The organism is Plantactinospora sp. WMMC1484, assembly GCF_049315195.1.
Lineage (GTDB): Bacteria > Actinomycetota > Actinomycetes > Mycobacteriales > Micromonosporaceae > Plantactinospora.
Window position 1 is genome coordinate 4,452,988 of the sequence record NZ_CP186055.1, and the last position, 22,440, is coordinate 4,475,427.

15 protein-coding genes and 1 pseudogene are annotated in these 22,440 nt (G+C 65.9%); 7 read left to right on the forward strand and 9 right to left on the reverse strand.

The genetic code is table 11. From position 1 onward, the window contains the following. Positions 1-159: 159 nt before the first annotated feature. Positions 160-994, reverse strand: a pseudogene (locus ACN28C_RS19530) (IS5 family transposase); the annotation flags it as partial. 1,722 nt (positions 995-2,716) lie between these two features. Between ACN28C_RS19530 and ACN28C_RS19535 the strand changes: the two are divergent. The 4 genes from ACN28C_RS19535 (at position 2,717) to ACN28C_RS19550 (ending at position 8,979) form a co-directional block, all read left to right on the forward strand. Further along, on the forward strand, positions 2,717-3,181 hold the full coding sequence (locus tag ACN28C_RS19535) for a winged helix-turn-helix domain-containing protein (protein WP_422768981.1): 465 nt from the start codon (positions 2,717-2,719) through the stop codon (positions 3,179-3,181). Between the two features lie 726 nt (positions 3,182-3,907). After that, positions 3,908-5,272: a group II intron reverse transcriptase/maturase gene (gene ltrA, locus ACN28C_RS19540; protein WP_422768982.1), complete on the forward strand. Its 1,365-nt coding sequence runs from the start codon at positions 3,908-3,910 to the stop codon at positions 5,270-5,272. 297 nt (positions 5,273-5,569) lie between these two features. Next, on the forward strand, positions 5,570-5,935 hold the full coding sequence (locus ACN28C_RS19545) for a transposase (protein ID WP_422768983.1): 366 nt from the start codon (positions 5,570-5,572) through the stop codon (positions 5,933-5,935). 164 nt (positions 5,936-6,099) lie between these two features. After that, positions 6,100-8,979 (forward strand): hypothetical protein, encoded by a 2,880-nt coding sequence (locus tag ACN28C_RS19550; protein ID WP_422768984.1) that lies wholly within the window; start codon positions 6,100-6,102, stop codon positions 8,977-8,979. A 323-nt stretch (positions 8,980-9,302) separates the two neighbouring features. Here ACN28C_RS19550 and ACN28C_RS19555 read toward each other — a convergent pair whose 3' ends face one another. From ACN28C_RS19555 to ACN28C_RS19585, 7 genes are all read right to left on the reverse strand, one after another. Further along, entirely contained in the window at positions 9,303-9,698 is a 396-nt protein-coding gene (locus tag ACN28C_RS19555; RefSeq protein WP_421496939.1) for a type II toxin-antitoxin system HicB family antitoxin, read from the reverse strand. Next, positions 9,695-9,907 carry a hypothetical protein gene (locus tag ACN28C_RS19560; RefSeq protein WP_278092690.1) on the reverse strand — a complete coding sequence of 71 codons (213 nt, stop codon included), beginning with the start codon at positions 9,905-9,907 and terminating at the stop codon, positions 9,695-9,697. The genes ACN28C_RS19555 and ACN28C_RS19560 overlap by 4 nt, the downstream gene beginning before the upstream one ends. A 234-nt stretch (positions 9,908-10,141) precedes the next feature. Then, entirely contained in the window at positions 10,142-11,185 is a 1,044-nt protein-coding gene (locus ACN28C_RS19565) for a tyrosine-type recombinase/integrase (RefSeq protein WP_422768985.1), read from the reverse strand. After that, positions 11,166-11,468 (reverse strand): hypothetical protein, encoded by a 303-nt coding sequence (locus ACN28C_RS19570; RefSeq protein WP_422768986.1) that lies wholly within the window; start codon positions 11,466-11,468, stop codon positions 11,166-11,168. Before ACN28C_RS19570 ends, ACN28C_RS19565 begins: the two co-directional genes overlap by 20 nt. Before the next feature lie 578 nt (positions 11,469-12,046). Continuing rightward, complete coding sequence (locus tag ACN28C_RS19575; protein ID WP_422768987.1) at positions 12,047-13,330, reverse strand: hypothetical protein; 1,284 nt, start codon at positions 13,328-13,330, stop codon at positions 12,047-12,049. A gap of 538 nt (positions 13,331-13,868) precedes the next feature. Continuing rightward, positions 13,869-17,216, reverse strand: coding sequence for a type ISP restriction/modification enzyme (locus ACN28C_RS19580; protein WP_422768988.1), 3,348 nt, complete (start codon positions 17,214-17,216; stop codon positions 13,869-13,871). Positions 17,217-17,743: 527 nt separating this feature from the next. Then, entirely contained in the window at positions 17,744-18,778 is a 1,035-nt protein-coding gene (locus ACN28C_RS19585) for a beta family protein (protein ID WP_422768989.1), read from the reverse strand. Positions 18,779-19,238: 460 nt separating this feature from the next. On the opposite strand from ACN28C_RS19585, the gene ACN28C_RS19590 reads away from it, so the two are divergent. From ACN28C_RS19590 to ACN28C_RS19600, 3 genes are all read left to right on the forward strand, one after another. Continuing rightward, positions 19,239-20,507, forward strand: coding sequence for a recombinase family protein (locus ACN28C_RS19590; protein WP_422768990.1), 1,269 nt, complete (start codon positions 19,239-19,241; stop codon positions 20,505-20,507). A gap of 457 nt (positions 20,508-20,964) precedes the next feature. After that, positions 20,965-21,267, forward strand: coding sequence for a transposase (locus ACN28C_RS19595; RefSeq protein WP_422768991.1), 303 nt, complete (start codon positions 20,965-20,967; stop codon positions 21,265-21,267). Continuing rightward, positions 21,264-22,160: an IS3 family transposase gene (locus ACN28C_RS19600; protein ID WP_422768992.1), complete on the forward strand. Its 897-nt coding sequence runs from the start codon at positions 21,264-21,266 to the stop codon at positions 22,158-22,160. The genes ACN28C_RS19595 and ACN28C_RS19600 overlap by 4 nt, the downstream gene beginning before the upstream one ends. A gap of 33 nt (positions 22,161-22,193) precedes the next feature. Here the strand turns inward: ACN28C_RS19600 and ACN28C_RS19605 are convergent, their stop codons facing one another. Continuing rightward, the gene (locus ACN28C_RS19605) at positions 22,194-22,406 is read right to left on the reverse strand and encodes a hypothetical protein (protein ID WP_422768993.1); all 213 of its coding nucleotides are present in this window, start codon (positions 22,404-22,406) and stop codon (positions 22,194-22,196) included. Between the last annotated feature and the right edge of the window lie 34 nt (positions 22,407-22,440).

Consider the following 22,440-nt stretch of genomic DNA (forward strand, 5'->3'; position numbering starts at 1 on the left):
CTCCGCGAACTCCAATACCAGCTCGCGACCTGGCTCGGATTCTGCCCTCTCTGCCACCAACTGGCACCAACCTAACAAAGCACTACTAGGTTCTGTCTCGCGGATCTTGGTGGTCGGGGACGGCGCGTAGCCAGTCGAGGGTTTCGACCAGGTCGAGGTGGCTTGGAAGTGGGTGGCGAGTTTGTCGTACCTGGTCGCGAGTCCGCGCCAGTTTTTGCGTCGGTTGAAGCCGAGTTCGACCTGGTACGACGCTTGTAAGCCGCAGGGTCGAACTTCGGTGGTCGGCCACCTCGTCGTCCTCGCCGCTTCCGGTTGGCGATCTGATCGTTGGGCTCGGGGATGACGGTGGTGATGCCCTTGTCCCGTAAAGCGGTCCGGTTCGCTCGTGAGGAGTACGCCTTGTCTCCGGTCACCGAGTTCGGCCGCTTACGCGGCCGACCGATACCGCCGGGTCGGGGCACGCTGACCTGTTCGAGTAGTGGAATGAGTTGCCGGGTGTCGGCTGCCTGACCTGGGGTGATGCGGGTAGCGATAGAACGGCCACGCCCATCGGCCAGGGCGTGGGTCTTCGTGGTCAACCCGCCCCGCGACCGGCCGATGGCTTGCGCTGCCCGGGACTCCTCCCGGCTGAGCCCCCTTTACGGGCACCCGCCGCGTGTTGGTGGGTGCGCACGATCGTGGCGTCGACCTGGGCGTCCCAGTCGATGTCGTCGTCGAGTTCGGGGGCGATGACGTGGGCTTTCAGCCTTGCCCAGGTACCGTCGTCGGCCCAGCGACGGAACCGCTGGTACGCGGTCTTCCACGGCCCGTACCGTTCGGGCAGGTCACGCCACGGTGACCCGGTCCGTTTCACCCAGCAGATCGCGTTGATGACCTGCCGATGATCCCGCCACTGACTCCCACGAACGGGCTGCGTCGGCAGCAACGGCGCCAACACAGCCCACTCGTGATTACTCAGATCTCCTCGCGCCGCGAACGGTCTAACGAACGAGATTCATGATCCGCGAGACAGAACCTAGGCCTCGACCCGTGATCGCCGTCGGTGTCATACCCGTCTTCTAGGCTCTGCAGCATGCGTTCGTACTGGTCTACTTCTAGTGACCGCTACGCGGCGAGCTGCGAGAGTGATCACTGCGCCCTGAGCGGTAACCGGGCGACGTCGAAGCTCGAAGGAAGCATCTTCTCCACGCTCGACTACGCGCTCGGGTCCGCTGTCGCCGGTGAACGACGGTCCATACAAGGTCGACATGCTCTTCCCGCTCGGGTACGGAGGTTCCTTGCCCTCGAGTACGACGGCGCGTACTGGCATGCCGACCAGCGTGACCGCGACATTCGAGAGGGCGACTACCTACGCGGCCGTGGCTCTGCGTTGTACGGGTCCGGGAGCGTCCGCTGCTTCGCCTGACCCCGTATGACGTCCGTGTGAGGCAGAGAGTGAGGTATGGCGAACGTGTCGGACAATGTGTCCGTCGTGTAGATAGATCTTCGCCTGAGAGTTTTTGTGTGCGAAGCCAGCGGAAGAGCGTCACACCGTTGTCGTCGATCAAAGAGTTAGGCAGGGTGACTTGGCGTTCTTTGATCAGGTGGGCCGCGATCAACAGATTGCCTGCGGAGTCGACGAACTTCCGTAGGGCAGCCCACGTGCCGACACACGTCCAATCGGCCAATCGAAACCTGACTGAAGAGGATGCATGGAAGGAATATCTGAGGTCACGGACAGCATCGAGCCGACTCCAACGACGATCCACACAAGGAGGCGTGGATTGCACGGTGAAGTCACCAGTTCGCCAGCAACGTCGACGGAGACCTGGAAGGGTCCCGACAATGCTCAGGGCCGCGAGATCGCGCAGGATGCCTACCGCGCGCGGGATCTGTACCGCGAGCTCGGGCTGTCCTTGGCGAACCGACGATATGCGCCCGAACGCGTTTCGGGTACTCGGGACCGCTCTCCCATCCCTCGTAGCGCTGTGATCGACGCTCGGTCCGAAATCGGTGCGGCGCTCACTGCTACGGCACGACTGGTCACCCAAGAACGCCAGATAGTTCCGACTGCGGACTCCGTATCGATGGTCGCAGACCTCATCGCAACAAATGCCGATTGGCTCGCAGCTCACCACACTTTCGAGGAGCTGGCGCAGCGCCTTCGGTACGTGGCGAATTCAACGCGCTTCTGGCAGCTTGCATACGCTCACTCGGCCGACTGGCTTTACGTCGGAATATGCCCGAATATCACTCACACCGCCGCCGGCGTCTGTGGGACTCGCGTGTACCAGACATCAGGTACGCATCTGATTAGGTGCGCGGGTTGTGGAATTGAAGAGGCGATCGAATGGTGGCAGCAGGCGATCTTAGGAAGTACCGAGAGTTGGGTTGACGCCAGCGCACTAGCAAGCCATCTATCGACAAGATGGAAACGTCATGTTAGTCCAACTACCATCCGAGCATGGGGGCGACGGACCACCCAAACCGGCGTGGCACCAAGAACGCGGTTGACAGAGGTCGATGGCACGATTCGAGAGGTCCGGATTTACGACGATAAGCATCGAACGCTTTACAATTTCAATACCGTTCTCGCTTATGCACACCGCATCTGGGGACCATCTCACTCCAGGGGTTGAAAGGCTGAGGTCTGTTGTGGAGGTCGCGGCGTGCTGGGCTGCCGCAGCCCAGGTTGATCATCTAGACCTGTGGGGTGAGGTATCCCGATGGTGGTGGTTTGAGCTCGGCTGCTCGGCAGCGTCGAGAAGCGGTACGGCGGCGGGCGGCCGAGATGTTCGCCCAGGGTGAGCCCACCACGCAGGTCGCGGCGCGGTTGCGGGTGTCGGAGAAGTCGGTACGACAGTGGCGGCGTGCGTGGAAAGCCGGCGGTGACGAGGCGTTGGCCTCGACAGGGGCGGGCGGGTCAACGTGCAAACTCACAGATGAACAGCTCCACTGGTTGGCCGAGGTCCTGGACGCTGGCCCGGCCGCGCGGGGTTGGGCGGACCAGCGGTGGACCCTGGCCCGCGTCGCTGAGGTGATCCGCCAACTCTTCGGGGTCGACTACACGCTGCGCGGGGTGTCCTACCTGCTGCACCGCATCGGCTACACCGTTCAGGTACCGGCCCGACGGGCGGTCGAACGTGACCCGGAGCAGATCGCCGGGTGGCGGCGGCGCCGGTGGCCAGCGGTAAAAGACTAGCGGCGGCGCGGGGTGCGTGGATCTGCTTCCAGTTGCGCCGTGAGGCGCTGTGGTTCGAGTGGGGGTGAGAGACCTTCACCGCTGACCTGTCGTAGCAGGTGGGTGGTGCTGGGGGCAGCCTGACCCGGGTGGTGCTGGGGAGGGTGGGAGCGGCCCTGACAAAGCCGGGACGTGTCGGTACTGCCAGACGGTGCGGGTTCGGCGAGCGGGTTGGAGAGGAGTACGCGAGGAACCGGCGTCTTTACGTCTCTTAACGATTACACCGGCTCGAAACCTGGCGGATCTGGGCCGGATGCGGTGCGCACCCACCCTCGGCGGGTGGGGAACTCCTTGGCCGGTATCTCGAAGCCGGCCGGGAGGCCACGGGGAAGGTCTACGGCGTACCCGTGGCGATGCCGCAGGGACACAGTCGGGCTCCTCCTCCAACGAGCGAATCGCAGTGAACACGGGAACCGCCTGGTCGGGGTCCCTGCGGCGGGCGGCCAGTCCGCAGGCCTGGGATAGGCGCATCGACCGCTGAACGGGCCAGGTGGGGCGGAGCCGCCGTAGTACTCCGAGCCGGGGAGAGCCCGCGCACATGGGGAAGGGCGGCAGCGGTATCGAGAAGGGAAGGACGCTGCAATGCCGGAAGACGCGCCGCCGAATGGCGGTGCTCCGATCGAGGTGGCTCTCACGGGACCGCATCGGCGGGTATCGGAGATGCAGGCCAAGCTTCACCGTTGGGCGGTGGCCGATCCCGGCCGCCGGTTCGACGATCTGTTCAACCTCGTGCACGACCCGGCGACGCTGATCGTGGCGTTCGAACGGGTCGCTGGCAACCGGGGCGCCGGCACTGCGGGCGTGGACGGCCTGACGGCCGCCGTGGTCGAGGATGTGATCGGTGTTCCCGGGTTCCTGGACGACCTACGCGTCCGTCTCAAGGCGGGTGTGTTCCGGCCGCTACCGGTGCGGGGGAAGCGGATCCCCAAGCCGGGCGGTTCGGGAAAGGTGCGGCGGTTGGGGATTCCCACCATCGCCGACCGGGTGGTCCAGGCCGCGTTGAAACTGGTGCTGGAGCCGATCGTCGAGGCCGACTTCAAGCCGGTCTCCTACGGGTTCCGGCCCAAACGGCGGGCCCAGGACGCGATCGCCGAGATCCACTTCTACGGCAGCCACGGATACCGGTGGGTGCTGGACGCGGACATCGCCGCGTGCTTCGACGAGATCGACCACGTGGCGCTGATGGACCGCGTCCGGAAGCGGGTCAAGGACAAACGGGTGCTGGCGCTGGTCAAGGCGTTCCTGAAGGCCGGGCTCCTGACGGAACTCGGCGAGATCGAGGACACCTGGACCGGCACGCCGCAAGGGGGCATCCTCTCCCCACTGCTGGCCAACATCGCCCTGTCGGCGCTCGATGAGCACCTGCACCGGGCATGGGACAGCGGCGGTGAGTTGTCCACCAGTTCCCGACGCGAACAACGCCGGGCCAAGGACCTGCCCTCGTGGCGACTGGTCCGCTACGCGGACGACTTCGTCGTCATGGTCAACGGGACCAGGCAGGACACCGAAGCACTGCGCGAGGAGACCGCCCGGGTACTCGCACCGATGGGGCTGCGGCTGTCACCGGCCAAGACCCAGATAGTGCACCTGAGCGAGGGGTTCGACTTCCTGGGGTTCCGCATCCAGTGGCGCCGCAAGAGGGGAACGGGTAAGTGGTACGTCTACACCTTCATCGCCGAGCGGCCTTGGCGGGCGTTGAAGATAAAGATCCGTTCCTTGACCCACAGAACGTCGCAGCAGGACCTGGCCGTGGTGCTGATCAACCTGAACAGGACCACGCAGGGTTGGGCCCACTACTTCCGGCACGCTGTCGCGAAGCACGTCTTCAGGAAGGTGGACGACCTGGTCTGGAACCGGCTGGTTCGTCTTCTGCGCGTACGGCACCGCTGGAACTGGCGGGACATCCGCCGCCGGCTCACCACACCCACGGGGAAGTGGCTGCCGATCACGGCGGACGGGATCGAGCTGCGGAAGATCAGTGCGATCCCGATCACCCGGTATCGCTACCGAGGTAACAAGATCCCCAACCCCTGGGTCACGGGAACCACCTGACGGCAGAGACCGTGGAGAGCCCGTTGCGTCGAGAGGCGCACGGCGGGTTCGGCGAGAGGCCCGTGGAAACGGATCGGGAGCAATCCCGACACCGCGCCACGGGCCTACTCAGCGACGAGGCGGGTCAGACTCTGCGACCGCCGAAAGCCAAGACGTGGGCCAGGCGTGGGCGTACTCCGGTGGTCGGAGTGTCGGGCAAGGGCTCCGGTCGGGTCTCGATCGCCGGCCTGGTCTGCCTCAAGCCCGGTCAGCGGGGCAGGTTCGTGTGGCGCACCATCACCCACCGCGGCCGTAAGGGTGAGAAGAGCAGTCTCCGAGACCGACTACGCGAACCTGCTCGACCAGGTCCACCAGCGTCTACGGGCCCCGATCATCCTGGTCTGGGACAACCTGAACACTCACGTCAGCGCCGCGATGCGCGCACTCATCGCCGCCCGGAACTGGCTGACCGTGATCCGGCTACCCGCCTACGCCCCCGACCTGAACCCGACTGAGGGCGCCTGGGCACACCTGAAACGCGGCCTCGGTAATCTCGCCGTCCGAGGCGTCGACCACCTCGCCCAGGTCGTGAAACAGCGACTACGACACATACAACAACGACCCGACCTCATCGCCGGCTTCCTCGCCCAGACCGGCATGACCCTCGACCCCGAGAGAGCCTGACCGACCAGACCTCAGCCTTTCGACCCCTGTAGCCCACCAACAGCCGCGCTCAGCTCAACCCGAGAGCACGGTCATGTCGCACGCCCCCTGGAGTATGGACCGCAGCCTCCGCCGAGGCCGCTCCACCTACATGATTGGTTGCGGGTACACGCTAAGCTCATCCAGTGCCACGCAGCTACACCGATCGGACGCTGAAGCTCCTCTTTGGCACGGCGGCTCACTGCGCGTACCCCGGGTGCGCGAGCCCGATCATCTTCGAGGACCGCGGTCTGCTGACCCCGACGGCGCAAATCGCGCACATCCGGTCCGAGTCGCCCGAAGGGCCGCGCCACGATCCGGCATATGCGGGCGACATCAATGGATTCGAGAATTTGCTTCTCCTCTGCGGCCTGCATCACCCTCCAGTTGACCAGCACCATTCTGCCTACACGATCGAGGAACTGCTGGAGTGGAAAGATCAGCAGAAACGCCAGGGTGACCGCTTTGTGCGCAACGCGGACCTCGCGGCGATCACGCGGCGCATTAACGGCGTTCCGCCAGTCACGTCGGACGCGGTGCTTCGCGGTCCGATCGCCCATCTGGGTGAGGCGGAGCGGCTTCAGCAGGCAGAAGAGCGAGTAGCCGAGTCTCCTTTGGAGGCGGCGTCGCTGTTCGCGGAGGTGGCGTCGAAACTCGAGGCCTCACCGTTCGCCCGGCATGCGATCCTGCTCCGGACCCGCCAGTGCGAGGCGCTCGAATCCGGCGGCGACTTCGAATCTGCTGCCGCCCTGCGCCTCAACCTGGGATGGGTTCTCCACACCTACGGAAACTCGTTCGCCGTGGCCGAGCACATACGCAAACTGAACAGCAATCACCAACACCTATCCGACTCGATCCTCCGGTCAATCAGCGCGCTTTCTCACGCCGCCACATTCGGTTACGAGCATTCCGTGGATATCGATCACGTCGCTTCTGCTTTTGATGCACTCCAGAGCACTGACATGAAATATCTCGAATGCGCATTGATGCTCGCGGAACAATGCATCGTGTGGCGCCGCGCCGATCTCTTGACCACGCGGATGGACCGCCTGCGCGATGCTGCTCTGACGACCCCTCTCGACGATCACCACCTGACGATCCGCGCGCGCATTCTGATGTGCCTCGCCGAAGCGGCCGACGACTGGAGTCAGCTTGACGGCGCTAAAGGGCACTATCCGCCGAACGCCGTCGCATGGATCGCCACTCGTCATGCGCGGCATCTGGCGATCAAGGGACGGACGGACGAAGGGCTCCGGCGATGGCAGGACGCCATCGACGTGGCGGTTCAGGCCGGACTCAACGACTCCGCCGCGTCCTGGCTCTCGGCCACGGTCTGGGTCGCGAGGCAGAACTTCGGACCGCAACTGAAGGCGGCAGACACTCACCTGGTCGCACAGGCGCTCAAGGTCGGCGGCAGCGGCTCGGTGCTGCCGGAGCCACAGCCGTACGCCTCACGGGCGACGTCCAACATCCTCGACAAGCGGTGGCCCGACGCGCGGCACAACCTGCACCAGCACCTCTCCTATGCGGTACTGGGCGCCGACTGGCAGGAAGAGTTCCTGGCACACCAGCGGTTCGGGGACCTGTACACGGAAACCGCACAGTGGACCGAGGCGATCAGGCACTACGTTTACGGCGGCTACCGGCAGAAATTGAAGACCCTGGTCGGCCTGTTGCCCGACGAGCCGCTCGACTTCCATCCACCGTCGGATGATCAGCCGGCATGGGAACGAGCGGCGTCTTTCCACTTTGCGTCGGTGGCCGCTGAGCTCATCCCGGAGGAGACGGCCCGGGAGTGGGCAAGCGCGTCGTATCGCGAGCTCACCACGAAGGAGTTCTCGCGCTCACCCAACAACACGTGGGGGCCCGCCTTTGCAGCGTTCGCCGGAACCTGCGGCGCCGCATCACTGGAAGAGGCAGAAGAATTCCTGAACCTGACGCAGGACCACCTATCCGAATCGACGCCTCACTCGTTCTTCGCGTTTTATGAGGAATACATCAGGGCAGCGGTTGCCATTGCTGAAGGTCACCCTTCGCTGAGTGCCCGGGTGATCGACGCCCTGTGCGATGCCGTGCTGCTGAACAATCATATTGCTGACTACGCGTCCGATAAAGGAGAGCTTCTCTTCCGTTCGAACCCATCAGCCGTTTCGGAACGCCTGGCGTCAGCGGCCTCAGAGGGGAATCGGTATGCCGCTCTCACGCTCGTGCTCGCCGGTAGCGACGTCGCGCCGGTATTGGCGGTTGCTCGCTCTAGCTTCGAACGCGACTCGCAGCCCTTCGTGTTCAACCCTAGCGTTACCACCTTCGGCACGGCACTGAAGGAAACCGCCCTGCTGGTGCGGACTCTTGACGACACGGACCGGACTACCTTTACCGATGCAATGCTGCACAGGGTGGCCGAGGTGCGCGACGCCGCCGAAAATCGTTCCGATGCCCTCCAAGCGATTCTGTACCTCGCTCCCACGTTGCCGGCGGCGACGCGGTCCGCGACGTTCGACGCGCTGATGAGCTTCGTCCGAGAGCCAACGGAGAGCTTGGTCGCGTTCGGGATCGACAACGGCCCGTTCGCTCGCTTCAAGGTCACCGGTGGCACGCCGCCGCTGGCGGCTCTCGCCTTGCGCGTCGCGGCCGCCCTCGCGGCCACCCAGCAGCAGTTCGCGCAGGTGCAGGAGCTGGCGATCGCCCTGATGTATGGGGCACGGGACACCGACTGGCTCCACATCGCGCACGCACTGATCACTCTCCCAGTGGAGGCCCTCCAGATCGACCTCCCGGTCTTCGCCGCGCATCCCAATAAGGCACCCCGAGCCTTCGCCGCGCGCGTGTGGGTGCGCGCACCCAGCCGGTGGCCCGACCTCGGCGTCAAGCTGGCGAAGGACCCAGAGCCGGCCGTCAGATATGCGTTGGCCAGCTCTCTGAACGACAGCCCCGAGCACGGCGAGGTCCGGCACCTGCTCCAGGCCGACCACCGAAGGCTGATCGCCCGAACCGCAAGAGCCCAAGCTGATCGCCCCAGGGCCTGACGCCGGGGATGAAGCTGACGATTGGTGCCGGACCTACCGCGCGCGGGCCGGCCGCCGGTCGCCTCTCAAGACTATCTAAAACGATCGATTTCGTAGCGGAGTGGGTGGGTTCTGACCGCTGACGGTCTGGCTGAGCGCCCAGGACGCGTCTTAGTGCTGGCGGGCCAGCGCCTTGATCGCAGACGCATGGTTACCTCTACGGCGGATCGAGACGGCCGGGCCGCCGGTAGCCCGGGTCGCGCGAGCCTGACGCGATCCGCCACAATGTGACAGCGCGAATCGCGGCAGAACAGTGGGATCCGGCAGCTCGTGTCCGGCAGTTCCTACGCCGCGCTTGAGGTGGGACGCGTGGTGTTCTGGGCGGCGATCTGTGAGATGCGTTGGGGCGATAGTCCCAGAAGAGCGCCCGCATCTCGGACGGTGTACCCGTCGCCAAGGAGTGCCCGTACGGCTGTCGTGGTCGCTTGTTCGGCCTTCTCGTCAGCGTCCCGAGCGGTCCGCCTGGCGTCCAGCGCTGCCACGACTGTTCCGGGAAGCTCTGGGTGTACCTCGATGCTTATTGTGGTCGGGTCGATCTCTAGCAGCAACGCGATCGCCTCGCGAGCCATGGCGGCGACCTGGTCGAGCCGTCGGGCCTGGGTGTGGACGCCTTTGAGTTCAGGCACACTGATGGCCCACCAGTCGCCGACCCGTCGGCAGGACACGGAGTAGGTCGTCATTTCCACCAGTCCTCCCCAAGTTGGTCATCGAGGTCGCTCATGATGCCTCGCGCGGTATGCTCGTTGATTTCTCTGTGTCGGGGTATGACGATCTTCTCGCCGCCGCACCTGAAGATCGAGTGACTGCCGCCCTCCCGAAGCAGCACGAATTCTTTGCCCGCCTTGGCTGCCGCTGCACCGATCTTCTTGATGAGGTCAACCCGCTTCATGGACTGTAGCCTAGTCCGCTAGATAGATCAAGTAAAACCAACTAGACGGCGAAGCTGATCGGGATAGATCATCCGTCCACCGACATGCTCTCATCGGCAGATGCGGAAGTCGAGTGGCGCGGGTTGGATGTCACGTTGCTACGCAACGTCACCTATCGGGCCTGTCTCGGGTTCCGCAGTCGTCAAGGCGGCCGATCACCGGGAGCCACCTGCCCTCGGTGCAGCCTTGTACGTTTAGCCGTATCTGGCTCTGGGCTCCGAGCCGTGCCCGGACAGCGGGTGTGGTCGGCCGGTCATGGCGGCCAGTGCGGCGGCGACGGCTTGCAGGTCGGCTTTGATGTAGGTGGTGGTGGCTGGGCCGGTGGAGTCGGTGTGTCCGGCGTAGGCGCGGGCGACGCCGTAGCCGTAGTGGCGCTCGACCCAGGTCAGGGTGGTGTGGCGTAGCCAGTGGGTGGAGATGCCCTGGGCGGCCACCCACGGCAGTTGCTCGCCGATGCGTTTCCACAGGTGGTCGTAGCGGCGGCTGGTGATCGGTCGACCGTTGCGGTAGCGCAACAGCCGGTCGGTGGGCAGTACCGCGCCACGGATGCGGGCGTGTTCGTCGAGGTGGGCGGCCAGGTCGAGGGTGATCGGCTGCCAGCGCAGGGTGGCCCCCTTCTCGGTCAGCCGCACCAGCCCGCGGTCAGTGTTCAGGTCGGTCAGCCGCAGCCCGAGCGCGCCGCCACGGCGGCAGGCGGTCTCGGTGTGCAGACGTAGCAGAAGGGCGTCGAGGATGATGTCGTTGCCGCTGCTGCGCGCAGCGAGGTTGATCTCTTCGAGTTCGTCGGGGGTCAGTGCGCGGCGGGTGCTCGGTAGTCGGCGGGGTTTGACCACTCGGTGAGCGGGGCTGGCGGCGGGATCGATGAGCCCGTCGGCGATGGCCCGGTTGTAGATGGCGCGGGCGGCGGCGATTACGAGCTCGCCCGCGTGGCGACCGCTGCGGCTGTTGCGCCGTGACCGGGCGGTTGCCGCGGCCTGTCGCTGCATTGCCTCGATGTCGCTGGCCGCGACCCCGTCCAGGGGACGGTCGCCCCACGCAGCGGCCATCCGCTGCCAGTAGGTGCCGTACGTGCGTTGGGTGCCGGGCCCGGCCGCGGCGACAACCTGGGGCATGTACTCGGCCAGCGTCGGCAGCCCCGGACCAGGCTCAGCCTGCAAGTCGGCGAGAGTAACGCCCAAATGGGCCAGCAACTGGTGCGCGGCAGCGACACGGGCGGGATCAGCAACCACGACGACCACCGACCACCTGCGCGTGAAGGTCAGCCAGCAGCCGTACGACGGTACCGGCCGGATGAATCACCAACAGATCGTGGGCGACCAGAGCGGCGAGCAGCAGCGGCTGCCCCGGCACGATCGCGCACATCTGCCGAACGCCCGCCGGTAACGGCAGTTCCCCTCGACTGCCCACCACGTGTTGTCCCGCTGGCGCCGACGCCACAACGGCCATCCCGCTGCGCGGATGGATGTCGATACGGTGGCCCGCCGGCCAGCGCAACGCCCCCAGCAGGCTACGTTCGGTCACCCGACCAGATCGGTCCGGACGCGCCATGCCGATCAAGACCTCGTCCGGTGACGCGGCCGCTGGCGGACGTGGAGCGGGCAGCGCCGGCATCGGCGCCGGACCAGGTCGCGGTCTATCGGGAAGCGGGGCCGGAATAAGCACGTCGATGAGTCGCTCGCGGTCGCGGCGGCGAGTTGGTGTCATGACCAGGCCAACCGCGGAAACGGCGCAACGCGCCGACTGCGACGCCCAGGCCGCCGACGCCCAGGATCATCTGTTATCGCACGTATGCGGGGCAGATACCAGTACAGAATCGAATCTGGTTCATGCCTGGTGAAGCTCCACCAAAACTGGTGTCCGAGGGGTGATCGATACCGTAACCCCACGCGAGACGGCACCGGAAACGTACATCATCATAAATCGCGGGTCGGCTGCAGGGGCGTAGCGTTGCGCCACCGCACCTTGCCCGAGCAGTGCCGCATTCGGCAGCCCCCAGCCAGGGCGGACATGCGCAAACGACGGCCAGGACTGAGTCAGCTTGCAGGGACGGGCGTCGCCGGGGCCGCGTTCTTTTCGCATAGGTTGCGGCGTCCGCTCGATCAACGATCCTCGAACGAGACGGCGAGCATACAGCCATCCGCCGCAGTCACCACAGCCAAGTCCCTTCCGATCTCGACTGATTCACTCCGGATCGGCCGTTGACTGCGGCCGGAATGCCGTCGCCTATAGGCGACACGCCGCTCCGTCGAACCCTCCGATCGGTAGGCATCGGAGGAGGACAGGAACTCTTCCGCCACGCCGGTTCGGATTGTGATGACTCGGTCTCCGGCCGCCATCCGGGTGGTTTCAACCCGAAAGGTAAGGTCGTCAGCTCCGACGGCCTCTCTCTGCGACAGCACGCTACGGATCAACTCATCACTGTTCGACCCTCCCGTGAAGGGAAGCCCGGCGAATGCGTGCAGCCTGACCTGGTCGAGATAGTAGGACTCCTCTGTGACGTCCGCCTCGTCGGCCTCCGCCGCGAATCGCTCCGTCTGCAGGTTAACGGCCTCGATGGGGCGATAACGTTCCCTGCTCCGGACCACTTCATACGCATGCCGCCGTACGTCCTCCTCAGGTTCGGCAACCTCGACGGCGTAGGCCCTCAGTCTCCTGTCGCGCAGTTCGGTCCCGATGACTATCCGGCGCATCTTGACCCCGTGAATTCGTGCCGGCACGAGCACCTGTTCCACGCCACGAGCAATCTGCTCGATGCATCTCCCAGTGCCCGAAGTGGTGCCTTTGACCTCAACTACCACGACTTCCGACAGGCGGTTCTCGCTCTCGCGATACCAGAAGTAGTCCGGCTTGTGCGAGGCCAGGCCCGCCATGTCGATGGCTAGCACTGGATCGTAATTTACTGCATCGGCATCGACCACCCGGGTCGAGCCGGGCAGGATGTACCGCTCGATCAAATCCGCCGTGAGCGCGATGCCGAAGCTCTCGGACAGCAGGGTTCGCTGATGGAACCGCACCTCGTCGGTTAGGCCCGAGAGTCTCAGGTCCGGCCGGTGATCGGAGAAGGCCCAGAGGTAGCGGATGATCGCCCAACGGCTGGCCGTCCGTAGCGCGCTCAAGCCCGGTAGCCCTCCTACACCGATGCGATGTAGCCCCGGCAGTGCGCTGGTGAGCCGACCCAGCGCGAGGAGAAGATCGAGCGGCGGCACGTCGTCACGAGTTCGAAGGCCACACAACTCGTCGACCGGACGAACGTCGGCGGCGACTCCCTTTCCCTTCTTCAAAGCCGATTGAACCTTGTCGGCCAGCGCGTGATTGGACTGCACCGCATACCGTCCCGGCTCGAAGAGAGTGAACGGCAGTGTGATTCCCGAGTCGATCGACATCGTTAGATCATCACATCGGATCTAACCCGGCGGCATCCGACACCCCGCACAGCCGGGTTCCGGGGCGGGTGCGGTAGACGACGGGACCAGGAAGGCGTTGACCCGCCGTGTCGCTTCAAGTCGGCTCCGCACCAGCGCCCGCCGCGACCGCGTCACCCAGGTGGCTGCGTCGGCGGCGACCACGAGGGGCGCGGCGCGCTCGGCGACCAACTCGCCGCGCAGGGCCTCGGCGGGCGGCGACCTGTCGTCGGCGGGTGGCCGCGGATGAGGTAGATGGCGACGGCGGCGACGCCCGCGACGTAGGCCTCAATGGCCGGTGGTATGTCGCTGAGGTCGAGCACCTCTCCTCTACCACCTGGCGAGCACGTCGGCCCAGCCATTTGGTTGTACGGCTTTCCGGGCGCCGAGTTGAATCCGTACCCGGCGCGGGCCGGGGGCCGCCGGGTAGACGCCGGTCGGGGAGTGACCAGCCCGCCCCAGCGTGCCCGACGCCGTTTTAAGCTCGTGGTGTGAGGCGCCGGCGGCAGGACGGGGATGCCTAGAACAGGCGCGGCGTTGTCCCATCGTCGGTGGCCCCAAGCTTGTTCGGCCTGTTCGGCGGTAGTACCTCGGCGTCCATGAGTCCGACTGTGGAGATCAGCGGACCGGCGCAAATGCGAACCAGCAGAGCGGCCTGCTGCGGCTCGAGCGCGACGCACTGTTCCAGGACGGCCAGGATCTCGAGCAACTCGTCGGTGAACGCGCTGCTCCACCTCAGCAGGGTCTCCTCGTCGAGGATCGACGATCTGCGTCGGTGGCGCTGGTGGGCGCATCGGTAGTTGAACCAGTGGCGCACAGTACGCATGCCACCCACGTCGTACTCCCAGACGTCTGGGTGGACCGGGGCAATCTTTCCCTCGCCCACCAGCAGGACCCGGTGATCCGCGTCGTAGCTGATCGTTTGTGGCAGTTCACCTGGTCGATCTGGTATCTCCGCAACTACCCGTGGGCCTGCGGCCTCGACAAAGTCCGAAAATCTCGGCCTCGTCGCGGGATCGGGCGTGCTGTTACCGAAGGTGTGGAGCCACAGGACCTCTTTGCCAATGTGCACCGCTTCCGTCCAGAGTTCCGGATCAGCCGTGAGGGGCACTCGCACGCCCGGGTGCTGGAGCTGGCGGGCGAACCGTCGGGTGTAGCCGCGATGCCCGACGGTAGCGGCAACGTAGGCCATGACGTCAGCCGGAGCGACCGACTGCCCGAGAGCCGCTCCCAGGAAAGCGCAGAGGCCGGGCGTAACGTTGGGTCTGTGGGTTGACGCGTCGCAGTAGAGCGGAAAAACCCGCCCGCTTCGCCCGTTGTAGTGGTGGAGATCGGGGATCAGGTGCGTGAAGGCAACTCCTGGACCGCTCTCGATCGATTGGCTGTTCTGCTCAGTCATGAATATCTGGTGGAGTGAACGAACCGCCCACAGCGGCGGCCTTGGCATGACGAGCAGTCGACTGTCCGGGAGCAGCCACTGACGGTCAAAGGCTCGATACGCAACCTGGATCGGCGCTGCCGGCGCCCCTGTCTCAGTCGCGAGGGTCCCCTCTGCCGGAGGAAAGCCGGGCAGGGGCCGGACAAGGCTGTCGATCGTGCGATCGCGGGACTCAGGCAGCATCTGTCGGCGGGCAGCCTCCCCGCTACGTGTGAACGTGGCCCAGCGCCGTTGAAGCGTCTCCGGATCAGGGGCGTACACCCACGTCCGTCCGGCCGTGACGCCGCGGGACGACTCGGGGAACAGGTCCTTGAGGCTGGGATAGCGATCCCACTCGGTGTCGGAGTCGGCGAGAAACGGTGCACGCCACTCCGAACGGCAACTGGCCCATTCCGGATCGGCAAGCCCCAGCGACGTCAGCCGGGCCAGCTTGTCTTGCCTGGCGCCGGTCAGTGAGATCCGGTGGATGACCGCCGCCCTGTCCGGATCGCCCCGCCCGTAGCGTGCGAACACTGCCACGCACAACTGCCGTCCCACCTCCGGGCCGAACACTCGGGTGTCCTGCTGGGGGCGGTTTCCCTCCGGGGACAGATCGATGATCCAACCCTCGTCGCAGGTTCGCCGCAGAAACTCGCGCATGCCCTCGAAGGACTTACCTTTTAGGAAACTCGACGGGGTGACGAAGGCGACGATCCCGTGAGGCTCGGTGGGGTGCGCCTCGAACGCCTTCCAGAGCGCCCAGCGCCAGAAGCACCACGGCAGACCGTAGAGGTCCGACTCGTACCTGCCGCCCCCGGGGACGCGGAACTCGTCGAGCGAGGGACGGCCGGATGACGCACCAGGCAGCAGAGGCACCTTCCGGCGTTCCTCGATCCAGGGAACTCGGCCCCTGCTGTTCTCGACGTGTGGCGGGTTGCCGATGACCACCATCACCGGTACGTCCCGCTTGATGCGGTTGGCCTCCTGCCGGGCCCGCTCGATCACGCGGTACGCAGCTCGCAGCCGGCCCTGCTGCTTTACTGGGTCCTCCAGTGCATCGGTGAGAAAACGCACCTCAGAGGCCGGCAGTTCAGTCTTGAACTCGGCCTTCATCGCCTGGTGAAGGCGGAGTTCAGCAACGGCGTAGGGCGCAGCCTGGATCTCAAACCCGACGAGACGGTCCTGGAAGAACGAGCGGAGCCGGGGAGCCCTCGCTCCCTTGCCCTGTCTCTCATCAATGGTGTCCGACACGGATCTCAGCACCTCGACGAGGAACGTACCGGTGCCCATCGCCGGATCGACCACGACCACGTCGTCAGCCGCGAGCCCCCAGGCACGATCGAAGCGGACGGCGAGGATCTCATCAACGAAGTCGACTACGGCAGCGGCAACCGGCTTGGGGGTGTAGTACGAGCCACTGCGTCGCCGCAGGGCTGGATCGTATGCCGCCAGGAAGCGCTCATAGAGATCCGCGTGGACGTCTGTCCGCCCGTCATCGAGCACGTTCCAGTCAATGCAGCCGATCACTCGGCGCAGAGTTTGAATCATGCGTAGTTCATCGGCAGCTTCGTTGTCCGTCAGCACGGCCAGCGCGCGGCCCATCAGCGAGTGCTTCTTGCCGAGCAGGCGGGCGATCTCGTGAAGCGGCGTCTGCTCGAAGGCAATCCCATCCACCCGCGCGAGCAGCAGGGCGAAGGTCACTGTCTGCGCATACGCGTCGGAGAAGCCGAGGTCGTCGAGGTCAGGGAAGAGCAGGTCGCGCCAGTCAGCCGCGAGCAAGGAGAGTTCCTCGTGGGCTACGTCCCGGGTGGGATCGCCCAGGATGGCCGTCACCTCATCTCGGAGCAACCGGCAGAGGCCAGCCACCATGTTGATCAGCTGCGGAAGGGTGCGGGGCTGCTCCGGCTCCCACAGCAGAAACTGCTGGATGAGCGCCTCGAACCCGGATCCGTCAGTCCGCAGAGGCCGCCGGATGTCGAACGGATCTCCCTCCAGCCGAACCTCGGGACCGGCGAGGGCGCCGTAGCTGTATCGCGCCCACGTCACGCCATCCGAGTAGAGGACGTTCGGCAGCGCCTTCAGCTTCTCCCACTGCTCTCGTTCCCGCCTATCCGGCCGGCGCCAGGTCGTCGGCACGCCACGGCCAGGAGCTTTCAGCTCGACATATCCGACCCGAACTCCGCCTACGTCCACTGCGAAGTCCGGACGGGCGCGGATTTTTTGGAGTCTCACCTCGCCGTACGGAACTGCGTCAACACCTATGTGCCGGCCGAGCCGACGCAACAACTGCTCGAGGGGACCGCGCAGCTGATCCTCCTGATCGCCTCCCCGGCCGAGCTTCTCGGCGATCAGCTCACCGAAAACCGCGACGGCATCTGAGACCGGGTCAGAGACGAGACGCAGCTTTGGAGCCTGAGGGTGCGCTTGGCGGCGACGTGCGGGACTGGCCATGGAGCCTCCCGTGGCCGAGACTCTGGTACTACAGAATCCCCGCACACGACTGCCGACACAACCTGCGACTGGTCGATAGCCATGAGTGTGTGTCCCTCGTAGACTTAGCAGCCGGGTAACAAAGGGGCGAACCGCTTTAAACTCGACCACTACTGGCAGCTCTACGGCCGGATGTCGACGGTCCAGTACCAGGGCTGCGTGACGTCACAGCACTGGCAGCTTGACTGCGCCAGCGAACTCGTGGCCGGTCGCGGGGTGATTGTCACCGAGTACTTTGATGTCGGCTGCCCCCGCCGCCGCAGGGCGGCGCCCTCCGCAGTCCGCCGCCCTGTTGGCCGCGCTCGGCGATTCGGGTTCGTCACCGCAGGTCGTCCAAACGATTCCGCGTTCCCCATGCGAGGCGTATTGGGAGCAGCGAGGGCGTGACCGACCTCAACGCCGACCGGTTCGCCCCGGGCCGAGGTGATCGTCGTCGCTACCGTGCCTCCGGCTGCAGAGCAAGGCGGGAGGGGCGCTGTACTGCGAGGTCAGGGGTGGGAGCGGAGGTCGGTATATCCGGATCTGCCTATTTGATCGATGACCTGTGCGAGGTGGTGCGAGGTGGTCCAGGCGCGCCAGTTCGCGGCGTTGCCGGGCCCGCCGAGGCCGTCCGCCCGCGCGGCGATTTGGTGGTCTCCCCAGGAAAAGTCTCGTCCTTGTGGATGCCAGTGGTCGGAGGCCACCAGTGCCTTGCACAGGTCGTACATTGCGGGTTTGTCGGCCTCGTTCTGTGGCCAACGGTAGATCCACCACAGCTCGTCGTCGGTGTAGCGCAGACTGGGCATGGGTCGCCAGGCCGCTCCGGTCGTTCCCGGATGGGCGATGCCGTAGTCCGCGTACTGGATGCCGAGGTCCTGCACGCGCTGCCACAGTTGCAGGTCCCAGCGCCGTAGGGGTGTGGGCGTGTGGACCGGGAGGTGCGAGACGCGTTCCGGCATGCCGCCGGCGGCAACCGTGACCGAACGCCAAGGATAGCGCTGAGCCCAGGACACGCATTTGCGGACGACCGGTTCGACTCTGGTCAGGTCGCGTTCGGATCGCACCTCGAACACGTCAAGGACCAGGTGGCAATGCTCGATGGTCAGGCCGATCTGATTACGAAGCCGATCCAACGCCTCCTCGGCTTCCTCGTCGTCCGGGTCGCGGATGTCGCTGCCCAGCCGGAGAATCGTGTGGCCACCATGGAGGTCGGCCGCGTGTCGAACGTCGGCCAGCCGTGCTGCGGTGTCGTACAGGTGGAGGACTGGCAGCATCGGGATTCCCCAGGCCGCGAGGTCGTCGGCGATGTCGCGCAGTGGCCGACGCACGCCGTCGGTGGGATCGGGGAGATGCCGAACATCAACCGCGATCGTCAGTTCGGCAGGCGCCGACTCGCATACCTGCTTGCCGAATCGGTAGGCATCCTTGGTGGGGCCGTTGGCGGTCGGGACCACCTCAAGGATCGGCAATACGTGCCGGACCAAAGCAGCGGGCAGATGCGCGATCGCCCTGAACTCGCCTTCCCGGCCTTTGAGGATGGGCATGTACGTGACCATGAGTCCGTTCCTGCCGGTTTTGTTCCGAGTCAGGCGCCTCCATCTATGGTCGACGTTACGTGACCTGTTGACAACTCCTCGTTCTCGCTCTGCTGGCAGTCGAGATGTCCCGGCCCCAAGGCTGCGTGGTCAACATCGATGTTGCTGAGGTACCCCTTCGTGGAGCGGTTGATGTGTTCTCCGGTTGGTTGTCCAGCCACGTCATCGCTACCTTCCTGGTTCGTTGGACAGGGTGAGGTGTCGCAGCGAGGTGATCTCCATGGGCGGTACACCGAGCGTCAATCAGTCCGATCTCCTGGCCGGGTGGCTGCACTCCATGCAAGCCCAGCCCAGAATCCGAGGGCACCGGCCATCACCTTCTGTCGGTCTCCTGCGGTTCGCGTTCTACGGACGGATCTCCACTGCCGAGTACCAGGACGCCATCTCGTCACGGGCCTGGCAACTCGACTTGGCAGACCGGACCGTCGCCGAGCAGGGTGAGATCGTCAGCGAATACTTCGACATCGGCTGCTCCCGTCGTCTGCCGTGGCATGTCCGCCCGCAAGCCGCCGCACTGCTGGCCGCCGTCAACGAGCAGTGCCGGGGGTTCGACGCGGTGATCGTTGGCGAGTACGAGCGCGCCTTCCACGGCGATCAGCTCGCCGGCGTCGCCGCCGTGCTGGCCGCTCACGGGGTCCAACTATGGCTTCCCGAGACCCGCGGCCCCGTCGACCTGAACAACCCCACCCACCAGGCCCTGGCCATGCTGCTCGGGCACCAGTCCAAACGGGAAGTCCTCCGTGCCCGGTTCCGCACCACGATGGCCATGCGCGCGCAAGCCCGCGATCAGGGCCGGCACCTCGGCGGACGACCACCCTACGGCTACCGCCTCGTCGACGCCGGACCCCACCCGAACACCGCCCACGCCCGCTGGGGACGCCGACTACACCGACTCGCCCCCGACCCGGTCACCGCACCGCACGTGCATTGGATCTTCGCGCAGCGGATAGCCGGAACCAGCGCCGCCGGCATCGCCCGCACCCTTAACCACCTGGGCGTGCCGTCACCATCGCAGTACGACCGCGCCCGCAACCGGCATCGGACAGCAGAAGGGTGGACGGTACGGACGGTCGCGGAGATCCTCGCCAACCCCCGCTACACGGGCCGGCAGGTGTGGAACCGGCAGTACACCGACCATCAGGAAACCGAGCCGGGGGACCGGCGCACCAGCCGAGGATCGGTACGGCGGTGGAATCCCCGAGACCAGTGGATGCTGTCCGCCCGGTTGGTACACCCGCCGCTGGTGAGCGAGACGGACTTCGTCCAGGCCCAAACGGTGAACGCGGTCGCCATGCCGGAGGACGGCCAGCCCCGCCGGTACCTGCTCACCGGACTGATCGTCTGCCGAACCTGTGGCCGACGAGCCGACGCGCACTGGGTACACGGACGGCCCGGATACCGGTGCCGACACGGCCGCACCAGCGCCAGCCCGCCCCTACCCGGCCGGCCCAAGCCGCTGTACCTACGCGAAGACCTGCTCCTCGCTCACATCGCACGGCAACTCGACGGCCGCACGACCGAAGCGCGCGACGACGCGCGAGCTACCGCCGCGTACCTGCGGGCGAACCAGATCACCATCATCTGCGACGCCGACACCATCACCCTCGACCGGCAGCCGTCGCCGGCACGAATTCCACGCCAGAAGCAGCGACCCCCACCCGAACCGCTCGAAACATGAACGGCTTTGGTGGGGGTTAACGTGTCCGAGGGTGATCGATACCGCAACCCCACCGTCGCAATCCGCTGACGAGCACGTGATGATCGACTATCGACAGTAGCTGCCCGGCGTCACCGAGCTGTGCGGTGGTGCTTGTTCGGGTGCGCTCTCCATCCGGGCAGCTCGCTGCCGTCGGTGGGCTTGCGGTACGGGATGATCACTTCGGGATTGGCGCGGTAGGCGCTGTTGGCCGTGACCGGCCGTCCGGCCAGCTTCTGGTTGGGAGCTATGGCCGCTCGCGTGACCGCCGTCCGCACGGTGTACCCGCTGTCCTAGCCGTTAGCTGTTGTGCCGAGCGGGCGGTATGGCAGGCCACCCTGAGCGTCCGATGCGCGGGCCCGCTGGGCCTGACCCGGTTTGACGGACATCCGAGATCAGGGGGCTGTGGGCCCTCGGGAGGATGTTCATCATGGAAGGCATGGGTAAGAAGCCACGCCGGCCGCGCAGGGCGTTCACGCCGGAGTTCAAGGCGGAGATCGTGGAGGTGTGTCGGCGGGGTGACCGTACGGTCGGTCAGGTCGCGAAGGACTTCGACCTGACCGAGACGGCGGTCCGGGACTGGGTCAAACAGGCCGACCTCGACGCCGGCGCCCGTACCGACGGGCTGACCAGCGCGGAGCGCGAGGAGTTGGCGCGGTTGCGGCAGGAGAACCGTCGGCTGCGTGAAGATGTGGACATCCTCAAACGGGCCACGGCTTTCTTCGCGAAGGAGACCCGGTGAACGTGTACCCGTTCATCGAGGCGGAGAAGGCGCAGCAGGGCAACGTGAAGCGTGCCTGTGAGCTGTTGAAGGTCTCCCGGTCCGCCTACTACCAGCACCGCGCCGCCGGCCCGTCGCCCCGCCAGCGGGTCGACACCGAGCTGGCCGAACGGGTCGCGCAGGTGTATGACGCTTCGGCCGGCACCTACGGCTCCCCACGGATACACGCCGAACTCCGCGCCCAGGGCCGGCGGCACTCCCGCAAACGGATCGCCCGGCTGATGCGCACGGCGGGTCTGTGCGGTCGGACACCGAAGCGGTGGCGCACCACCACCGTGCCCGACCCGGCGGCAACCCCGCGCCCGGACCTGGTCGGCCGGGACTTCACCACCAGCCCCGCCGACGTCGACACCCGATGGTGCGGCGACATCACGTACATCAACACCTGGGAGGGCTGGCTGTACCTGGCCACCGTCATCGACCTGGCTACCCGCCGGGTCATCGGCTGGGCCACCGCCGACCACCTCCGCACCGACCTGCCCGCCCAAGCCCTGTCCAACGCCATCACGTCACGACGACCGACCGGGCCGGTGATCTTCCACAGCGACCGCGGCTGTCAATATACGAGCGGCCAGTACGCCCACCTCGCGAAGCGGCACAACGTCCAACTCTCAGCCGGACGCAAGGGGCAGTGCTGGGACAACGCCGTCGCCGAATCGTTCTTCGCCACCATCAAAACCGAGCTACTCGACCGGCGGGCCTGGCCCACCCGGGCCGCCGCCCGCACGGCGATCTTCGACTGGATCGAGGGCTGGTACAACACCCGCCGCCGGCACTCCACCCTCGGCTACCTCAGCCCCGCCGCCTACGAGGCCACCGCCTATACCAGCAGACCACTCGGCAAGCTAGCGTGAGATCAACTTATCGACCCTGTCCGTCGAATCGGGTCAAGTCCATACCCAGACGGCGAAGCCTTGTTCGATGACGTAGCGGAGCTTGCCCAGGCCCTTGATGTTCCTGCGTACGGATTGGGGGATGATTGGGTCGATGCGTCGCTGGCGGCAGGCGTGGCGGAAGGCGATGCTGTCGTACCCCTTGTCTGCGAGAAGGACCGGGAACCGGCGTCGTGGCCGGCCCCGCCGGTCGGCGATCGGCGGCACGCCGTCGATGGTTCGCCGCCGCGCCCGGCCCGGT

What these genes read in the sequence shown, in the direction of transcription:
- ACN28C_RS19560 (WP_278092690.1), bottom strand. Translation starts at nt 9,907, where the DNA reads ATGAAGCGGGTTGACCTCATCAAGAAGATCGGTGCAGCGGCAGCCAAG.
- ACN28C_RS19555 (WP_421496939.1), bottom strand. Translation starts at nt 9,698, where the DNA reads ATGACGACCTACTCCGTGTCCTGCCGACGGGTCGGCGACTGGTGGGCC.
- ACN28C_RS19585 (WP_422768989.1), bottom strand. Translation starts at nt 18,778, where the DNA reads ATGCCCATCCTCAAAGGCCGGGAAGGCGAGTTCAGGGCGATCGCGCAT.
- ACN28C_RS19580 (WP_422768988.1), bottom strand. Translation starts at nt 17,216, where the DNA reads ATGGCCAGTCCCGCACGTCGCCGCCAAGCGCACCCTCAGGCTCCAAAG.
- ACN28C_RS19595 (WP_422768991.1), top strand. Translation starts at nt 20,965, where the DNA reads ATGGGTAAGAAGCCACGCCGGCCGCGCAGGGCGTTCACGCCGGAGTTC.
- ACN28C_RS19575 (WP_422768987.1), bottom strand. Translation starts at nt 13,330, where the DNA reads ATGTCGATCGACTCGGGAATCACACTGCCGTTCACTCTCTTCGAGCCG.